General features: G+C 57.9%; 5 protein-coding genes. 1 reads left to right on the forward strand and 4 read right to left on the reverse strand.

Going from position 1 to position 7,081, the window contains the following annotated elements; genetic code table 11:
* Window positions 1–35: 35 nt before the first annotated feature.
* From BK665_RS16175 to BK665_RS16190, 4 genes are all read right to left on the reverse strand, one after another.
* Window positions 36–1,409 (reverse strand): MFS transporter, encoded by a 1,374-nt coding sequence (locus tag BK665_RS16175; protein WP_123407137.1) that lies wholly within the window; start codon window positions 1,407–1,409, stop codon window positions 36–38.
* A 70-nt stretch (window positions 1,410–1,479) separates the two neighbouring features.
* Window positions 1,480–2,721 (reverse strand): glutamine synthetase family protein, encoded by a 1,242-nt coding sequence (locus BK665_RS16180; protein WP_185076538.1) that lies wholly within the window; start codon window positions 2,719–2,721, stop codon window positions 1,480–1,482.
* A 216-nt stretch (window positions 2,722–2,937) separates the two neighbouring features.
* A complete protein-coding gene (locus BK665_RS16185) occupies window positions 2,938–3,627 on the reverse strand; it encodes a sensor histidine kinase (protein WP_123407141.1) in 690 nt (229 codons plus the stop codon).
* A complete protein-coding gene (locus BK665_RS16190) occupies window positions 3,624–5,228 on the reverse strand; it encodes a tetratricopeptide repeat-containing response regulator (protein ID WP_123407143.1) in 1,605 nt (534 codons plus the stop codon). Before BK665_RS16190 ends, BK665_RS16185 begins: the two co-directional genes overlap by 4 nt.
* Window positions 5,229–5,627: 399 nt before the next feature.
* Here BK665_RS16190 and BK665_RS16195 point away from each other — a divergent pair, with 399 nt between their 5' ends.
* Complete coding sequence (locus BK665_RS16195) at window positions 5,628–6,932, forward strand: lysozyme inhibitor LprI family protein (RefSeq protein WP_259699609.1); 1,305 nt, start codon at window positions 5,628–5,630, stop codon at window positions 6,930–6,932.
* Window positions 6,933–7,081: the final 149 nt, after the last annotated feature.

Genomic DNA, 7,081 nt, shown 5'->3' on the forward strand with positions numbered 1-7,081 from the left:
CCTTGCGGTGACTGCCCGTTTTTTTATGCCTCGATTTAAGGCCTGGCCTCGGTGAAACTTTGTTCGCGACCCGCGTCCGGGTCTTCCGGATCGTCTGGAGTTGGCTCGGGATCAGGTGTCGGCTCGGGTTCGGGTTCAGGCTCAACCGGATTATGCATCTGGTCTTGTACCACCTGCTCATCGACCCGCGGGTCAAGCGCTGCCACCAGGGGTGAACTCGACATGCTGTCCGGCATGGCCACGTGATGCAGCGGCGCATCGTCGACCACGTGCAGGTTGGTCACTGCTTTCGGGCGAATCCGCCACACCAGCACCAGCGCGAAGAAACTGAAGAAGGCATACAGCATGTGGCTGCCGAACAGCTTCATCAACACCCCGGCCACCAACGGCCCGATACTCGCGCCAACACCGTAGGTCACCAGCAGCATCGCCGTCAGGGACACCCGGCGATCCCCCTCGACGTGGTCGTTGGAGAACGCCACGGCCAACGGATACAAACAAAATTGCACCAGCGAACAGAGGAACCCGGCGATGAACAACACCTCCAGCGGCACCTCAGTCATGATCGCCAGCGGCAACGCGGCCAACGCCAGACAAAAGGCAAAACAGCGGATCAGCAGCGCCCGATCATACCGATCGGACAACCAGCCCAGCGGCCACTGCACCACCAGCCCGGCAAAAATGCAGCTACCCATGAACAGACCGACCTGCTCCGTGGACAACCCCTGCTGCGAGGCATACAGCGGCGCCAGACCGTAGAATGAACCGACGATCAACCCCGCGCCCAACACCGTGCTCAATGACTGCGGCACGCGCTTGATAAAGAACCGTGGCTCCATCGGCGCCGGATGCAGAGCCGCCGGGTGAATGCGTCGGGTCAGGGCCACCGGCACCAGGCACAAGGCGAAGCACAGTGCGACCAGCATCAGCAGTTCCAGGCCAAGGGCCGGGTGCAGGACCAGGATCAATTGGCCCAACACCAGCCCCAGGTACGAGGCAATCATGTAGCCGCTGAACACCAGGCCGCGCTGCTTGGCCTCTGCCTGCTCATTGAGCCAACTTTCGATGACCATGTATTGGCACATCATGCCCAGGCCGACGATGACCCGCAGGAACAGCCACGCGGGCAGCCAGTCAATCAAGCCGTGGCCCAACACCGCCGCACCGACAATCCCGGCGCACGCTGCATAGGCGCGGATATGCCCGACCCGGGCAATCAATCGGTGACCGATCTTGCCGCCCAGCACCAGGCCAAAATAGTTGGCCGCCATCAGCGCACCGACCCACAGGCTGTCGACATGGTCGGCCGCCAGGCGCAGGCCCAGATACGTACTTAACAAGCCAGAGCCGATCAACATCATCAGCGAGGCGAAATAAAGCGCTCGAAAGGATTTCCAGATTTGGCGCATCGGCGTTCCGAGCGGCTCCTTGCAGTGGGATCGGGCTAGCGCAAAACGATAGCCCGAGGACGACGGATCGTCAGGCCTGGGCTGCTAAAACACGCCGTTCCCAGGGAGTAATTTCATCAAAGAAGCTGGTCAATTCCATGGTCTTCGAAGCGATGTAGCCTTCGATGAACTCCTTGCCGAACAGTTCCATCGCCAATTGGCTACGTTTCAGACGTTCGAGAGCAGCGTGCAAGGTACATGGCAACGAAAGATTATCCGGCACCACGAATTCGCCCTGGATCGGCGCGCTCGGTTCCAGTTCGTTTTCGATACCGTAGAGCCCGGCCGCCAGGCTCGCGGCAATCGCCAGGTACGGATTGGCATCGGCGCCGGGCAAGCGATTCTCCACCCGGCGGGCCACCGGCGAGCTGGCCGGAATGCGCAAACCCGCCGCCCGGTTGTCGTGGGACCAGCAGGCATTATTCGGTGAGGCAAACGGGTGGCACAAGCGCTGGTATGAATTCACGTTCGGCGCAAACAACGCGGTGAAGTCTGCCATGCCGGCCTGCTGACCGCCGATGAAATGACGGAAGGTCGCCGTCGGCTCGCCAGCCTTGTCGCTGAACACATTACGGCCGCTGCCGATCTCGACGACGCTCTGGTGAATGTGCATCGAACTGCCCGGTGTGTGGGCCAACGGCTTGGCCATGCACACCACCGTCAAGCCGTGCTTGAGCGCGACTTCCTTGAGCAGGTGCTTGAACAGGAAGGTCTGGTCGGCCAGCAACAGCGGATCGCCATGCAGCAAGTTGATCTCGAACTGGCTGACGCCCATCTCGTGCATGAACGTGTCGCGGGGCAAGCCCAGGGCCGCCATGCATTCATAGACTTCGCTGAAGAATGGACGCAAGCCGTTGTTGGAACTGACACTGAACGCCGAATGACCATCCTCGCGACGACCGTCCAGACCCAGCGGCGGCTGGAAGGGCTGCGTCGGGTCCGTGTTGGGTGCGAAGACGAAGAATTCCAGTTCGGTCGCCACCACCGGCGCCAAGCCCCGCGCGGCATAACGGGCGATGACGGACTTGAGTTGGCCGCGAGTCGACAGCGAAGAGCTCTCCCCGGTCAGTTCATCCGCATCACAAATGGCGAAGGCCCGAGGATGTTTGCTCCAGGGCAGGCGATGAATCTGCGCAGGGTCGGCAATCAGCGCCAGGTCACCATCATCGCTGCCGTAGAAACGCGCTGGCGGATACCCGCCCATGATGCATTGCAGCAGCACACCCCGCGCCATCTGCAACCGTCGCCCTTCGAGGAAACCCTCGGCGGTCATTACTTTGCCCCGTGGTACGCCGTTCAAATCCGGCGTGACACATTCAATCTCATCAATGCCCGTCAATCGCTGAGCGAGTGAACGCTGGCCATCGGTTGTCATGACGCAATCCTTGTTGTTGTGCGAGCCGCGAACGGCGACCCGTACAAAATAGGCTCCGGCCGTTCGGAATATCAAGCACCGCCGAACAAAAAACCAACCGCAGAGGGGATCGTGTCAGGGCAAGTAAAGACTGAAAACGCCACCACCGAGCGGGCCGCCATTACTGATGCGGGTATAGCCTCCCACGCCGTTGCGCTGATGCAACGCCGCAATTCGCCCGGCGAAGTACAGACCGAGGCCGGTGCTGCCCGAGCTTTGATTGATACCCTGCACGTAATCGGCCTGGCGCTCGATCATCTCGGGCGGGTAACCCTCGCCGTCGTCATTGATGGTGATCACCAGTTGACCGGCGTCATCGCTGACCGTAATCAACAGCGCGTCCCTGGCATAGCGAATCGCGTTGTTGATGCTGTTGGCCAGCACCGAAGCGATCAGCTCGCGATCAAAGAAACCCAATGGGCTCAGTGGGTCCACTTCATAGGTGGCCATGATGCCGCGACTGGCGAACACCTCCTGATGTGCGGCCAATTGCGCCTCAATAAAATCATCCAGCTCATGATAGGCCGGCTGCAATGGCATCTGATTGACGCCGAGCTTATACAGCCCGAGCAACTGCACCAGCATGCCGTTGAGGTGGGCGAATTCAAAGTCGATGACGCCCTGCTCTCTGGAGTGCTGCTGATCGGGCAAGCGTGCCAGCCATTGGCTGTGGGCCTGCATCAGCATTGCCAGGGAGTTCTTCATGTCGTGCACGGTCGAGGCAATCACCGTGGAGAAATCGAGTGCCTGTTCGCTGTCGTTCATTCGCCAAACGCCTTGCTTCGCAGCTTCTGATAACGGGAAAAACGCGCATCGGTATCGGGCATCATGCCGACCGTTTTCAGGCAAGCACGACACTCCTCGAGTTCCGCCGACGGGACACTGGTGTCGGTGCCGTGCAGCAGCGATTGCGCCATGTTCAGCGCGATACTGATGTTCTTCGGTTGCAACGCCAGGGCTTTGCGGAACACATCCCGCGCTTCCACCAGGTTGCCGGTCTTGTACACGCGCACGCCTTGACGGTTGAGGTCGGCGGCGGCGTTACCGGCGTTGAGAATAGTCGGGTCGTCGGTCAATTTGGCGATGCCCTGCATGACGGTCGGGTCGTCACCGTAGATTTCCGCGCAATTTTTCAGCATCGACGCACCGGCCGTGGCCTGCCCGAGCATTTGCAGTTGCTTGGCCACCAGCAGCGCCGCTTCGGCACTCATGAATTGCTCCATGCCATCGAGGCGCATCATTGCTTGCTCGGTGAGCTTCTCGGCGGTCTCGGCGTCGTTGAGCAGCAGGCTGGTGGCTTTCATCAACCGCGCACGGATCTGCAGACCCGGGTCGGAAGGGTTCTCCTTGGCCACCGCGCTGAGGGTCGTGTTGATTTCCAGTCGGGTCCGGGTGTCGAGGCCCTTTTCGCTGCCCTTGCTGATCAAAGCGTGGGCCAGGCCCAGGTTGCTTTCCGCATCCTTGAAGCGGGACTGAGCACCTTGAGCCACCGCTTGGCGATAGGCTTTGGAGGCGGTCTCGAAATCTTCGTTGGTCATCGCCAGCTTACCCAGCAACGCTTGCCGACGAACCGCCAGTGGCGACAGGCGAATAGCCTCCTCCAACACGCGCTGGGCGCCTTTGGTATCGCCTTCTGCCACCAGCACATCGGCCATGCCGTCATAGAGCGCTGGCATCATCGGAAACACCTTCAGCGCTTTTTCGTAGACACCTTTGGCCTGGCTGACCTGACCACGCTTGAACAGCAACTTGCCCAGCCCGGCAAACGCCCAAGGCAGCGGCCGATCAGCAATGATGCCGTCGTAGAGACGCTCCAACGCTTCGTTCTGGTTCAGGTCACGCAGGGCATCGGCGCGATAACGCAGGCACAGCGGCGAGTAGCGGATGTCCTGCTTGCACAGGGCAATACAAGCGTTGAGCACCTCGACCGGTTTGCCGCGATCGAGCGCCTGCAAAATCGGTTTGAGCAAAGTCTTGCGCTGGACCAGTCGCTCCAGCCGCTGGGCCAGGCCCGAGCGATTGAACGGCTTGGTCAGGTAAGCGTCGGGCTCGTGCTCCAAAGCGCTGAGCACCATTGCCTGACTGGTCTCGGCGGTGACCATGACAAACACACTTTCATGGCTGATCAGCTTCTCGATCATCAGGTCTTCGAGCACCTGCTGACCGTTCTTCTTGCCATCGCCCAGGTGAAAATCCTGCAGGATAAAATCGTAGGACTTCTGCGCACACATACGCAGCGCCTGCTCACCGGTATCAGCGGTGTCGACATCCTTGATGCCCAGTTCCCGCAGCATGGACCTGACGGAGCTGCGGAAATCCGAGAAATCATCGACGATCAGAAAACTCTTTTGGTGATACGACAGCATCGAAGATTTCCAGGCAATTTAAGAAGAACAACCCAAAGGCGAACATACGGCTCTGCGGCGCTTTCGGCGCTTTCGGCGCTTTCGGCGCGCAGATGATAGCTGGCGGCAAAAGGCTATCAAGCGATTTCTCATCAACCCGCAGGATATCTGTGAGTCGCCGCAAACAAAGAGAACATCGACCGTTCGGGTTATCGGCCAGCAGTGGCGTTCCCTTGAAGCGTTGGGCATATAAACATGCATTTGGGTGCGTGGATGCTGGCCTTAAGGCACACTCGGCCAGCGCAAAACCACGACAAACTGACTTTATAAACTCAAGGCCTTATTACTGTGCACTTAAAAGGACGTTGGATTTTGTCCGCTTGCGCCTTGCTGTCTTCACAGCAAGCACTGGCGACTGGAATGGACTGCGCAAAAGCGGCTAGCACCGTTGAAAAAACTATCTGTGCCAATAAAGCGCTGTATGAACTGGATACTCTAATGGGAGGCGCTTACCGGCGCCTGGTCAAGTCCAGCCTCCAAGAACAATCCGAGTTGAAAACGGCCCAACGCGCCTGGCTTAAAACCCGTGATCAATGCGCTGAAAACGTGGAGTGCCTCGATAAAACCTATCGCGAACGCTTGCAAGGATTGCAAAGGCAATGGAGCAAGGCAGTCGCCTATATACCTGATGACGTTGACAGACAGGTATCAGAGGACTTGCGACTGGGGATACAAGCAGCGAGCGCTACCGATGCAGAATTTCCGTTAGAGCGAATGCTTGACTCACTGACGATCAAAACAGGCACCACGCAATTTTCAGATGTGAAAGACAACGATAGCGATCGCGACGAAACTCAATTCCCAACGACAACTCCCCAAGGCGTTACCCGGGATGAATGGAAAGCGCTTACTGCGTCTAAAATTGAGGGCGCTGGCGAGTACGGTAATAGCTCTTACACCTTGATGGATATGGACGGTGATGGGCGGCGGGATCTTGTTGTCGATACTTATGCAGGTGGCACTGGCTTATTTTCGTACATAGAAACGTTTCATCGCTCGGCAGATAGGTTTGTCAGAAGGACAGATGTTCAGGGCGCTGAATCGGGCAGTTCGCTTCTATCCCTTAATGATCGTGGGGCGAATCAATCCGTCGACTGGATAAATGTGCGTGGGCGTATTTATGCGGCCTACCGAGTCAGCTATTACGGTGTTGATAAGCTCTATCTTCTTAACCCGCTCAAGGTAACGGGTACAGTTCCCATTGTGACTGTTAACTACCGTTACGAACTGTCGGTGCCCAAGGTCCAAAAAGATGAAGCCGACGGTTCCAGTGCCACTCTGGACGATGCGCTACATGAAGCGCTTACCCAGGCGTTGAGCAAAGTAAGCAAAACCGAAGCGAAAGATATCGGCGATCAGAGCAGTCCCCTTTGCCCTATTCCTCCAACCGGGGTAGGCGACGGCGCCTACTACAGTTATGGCCCAGGGCATTACACCTTCGAGATAGTGGGTGATATGCCGGTCATGGTCGCTGGGCAATGCTATATCGGAAGATTGATGGACTGGTTTGGGGGGTACAGCCTCAAGGATGGTTTGTATGCGCAATTGGTGATGCGTAAGCCTGATCTAGAGGAATCCGAGCGCAGCTATCAGGTTATTGGAAAACGTCGCATGATCGAGGTGACTACTTCAAACGGCGCAGTAGAGGGAGACAATGGCGGCTAGTCTGGCCGCCTAAAGCCACCAGGTACGAAAAAGCCCCACCAGGGATTCCTGTGTGGGGCTTTTTATCGAAGCGCACTTTACTTGCGGGCAAAACAAAACCCCTACCTGCATACGCAGATAGGGGTTTCGGAATTTAATCTTGACGATGA

The organism is Pseudomonas frederiksbergensis, from assembly GCF_003732665.1.
In the GTDB taxonomy this organism is placed as follows: domain Bacteria; phylum Pseudomonadota; class Gammaproteobacteria; order Pseudomonadales; family Pseudomonadaceae; genus Aquipseudomonas; species Aquipseudomonas frederiksbergensis_G.

Coding starts and splice junctions, on each gene's coding strand:
- BK665_RS16185 (WP_123407141.1), bottom strand. CDS start 3,627: ATGAACGACAGCGAACAGGCACTCGATTTCTCCACGGTGATTGCCTCG.
- BK665_RS16180 (WP_185076538.1), bottom strand. CDS start 2,721: ATGACCGCCGAGGGTTTCCTCGAAGGGCGACGGTTGCAGATGGCGCGG.
- BK665_RS16195 (WP_259699609.1), top strand. CDS start 5,628: ATGGACTGCGCAAAAGCGGCTAGCACCGTTGAAAAAACTATCTGTGCC.
- BK665_RS16175 (WP_123407137.1), bottom strand. CDS start 1,409: ATGCGCCAAATCTGGAAATCCTTTCGAGCGCTTTATTTCGCCTCGCTG.
- BK665_RS16190 (WP_123407143.1), bottom strand. CDS start 5,228: ATGCTGTCGTATCACCAAAAGAGTTTTCTGATCGTCGATGATTTCTCG.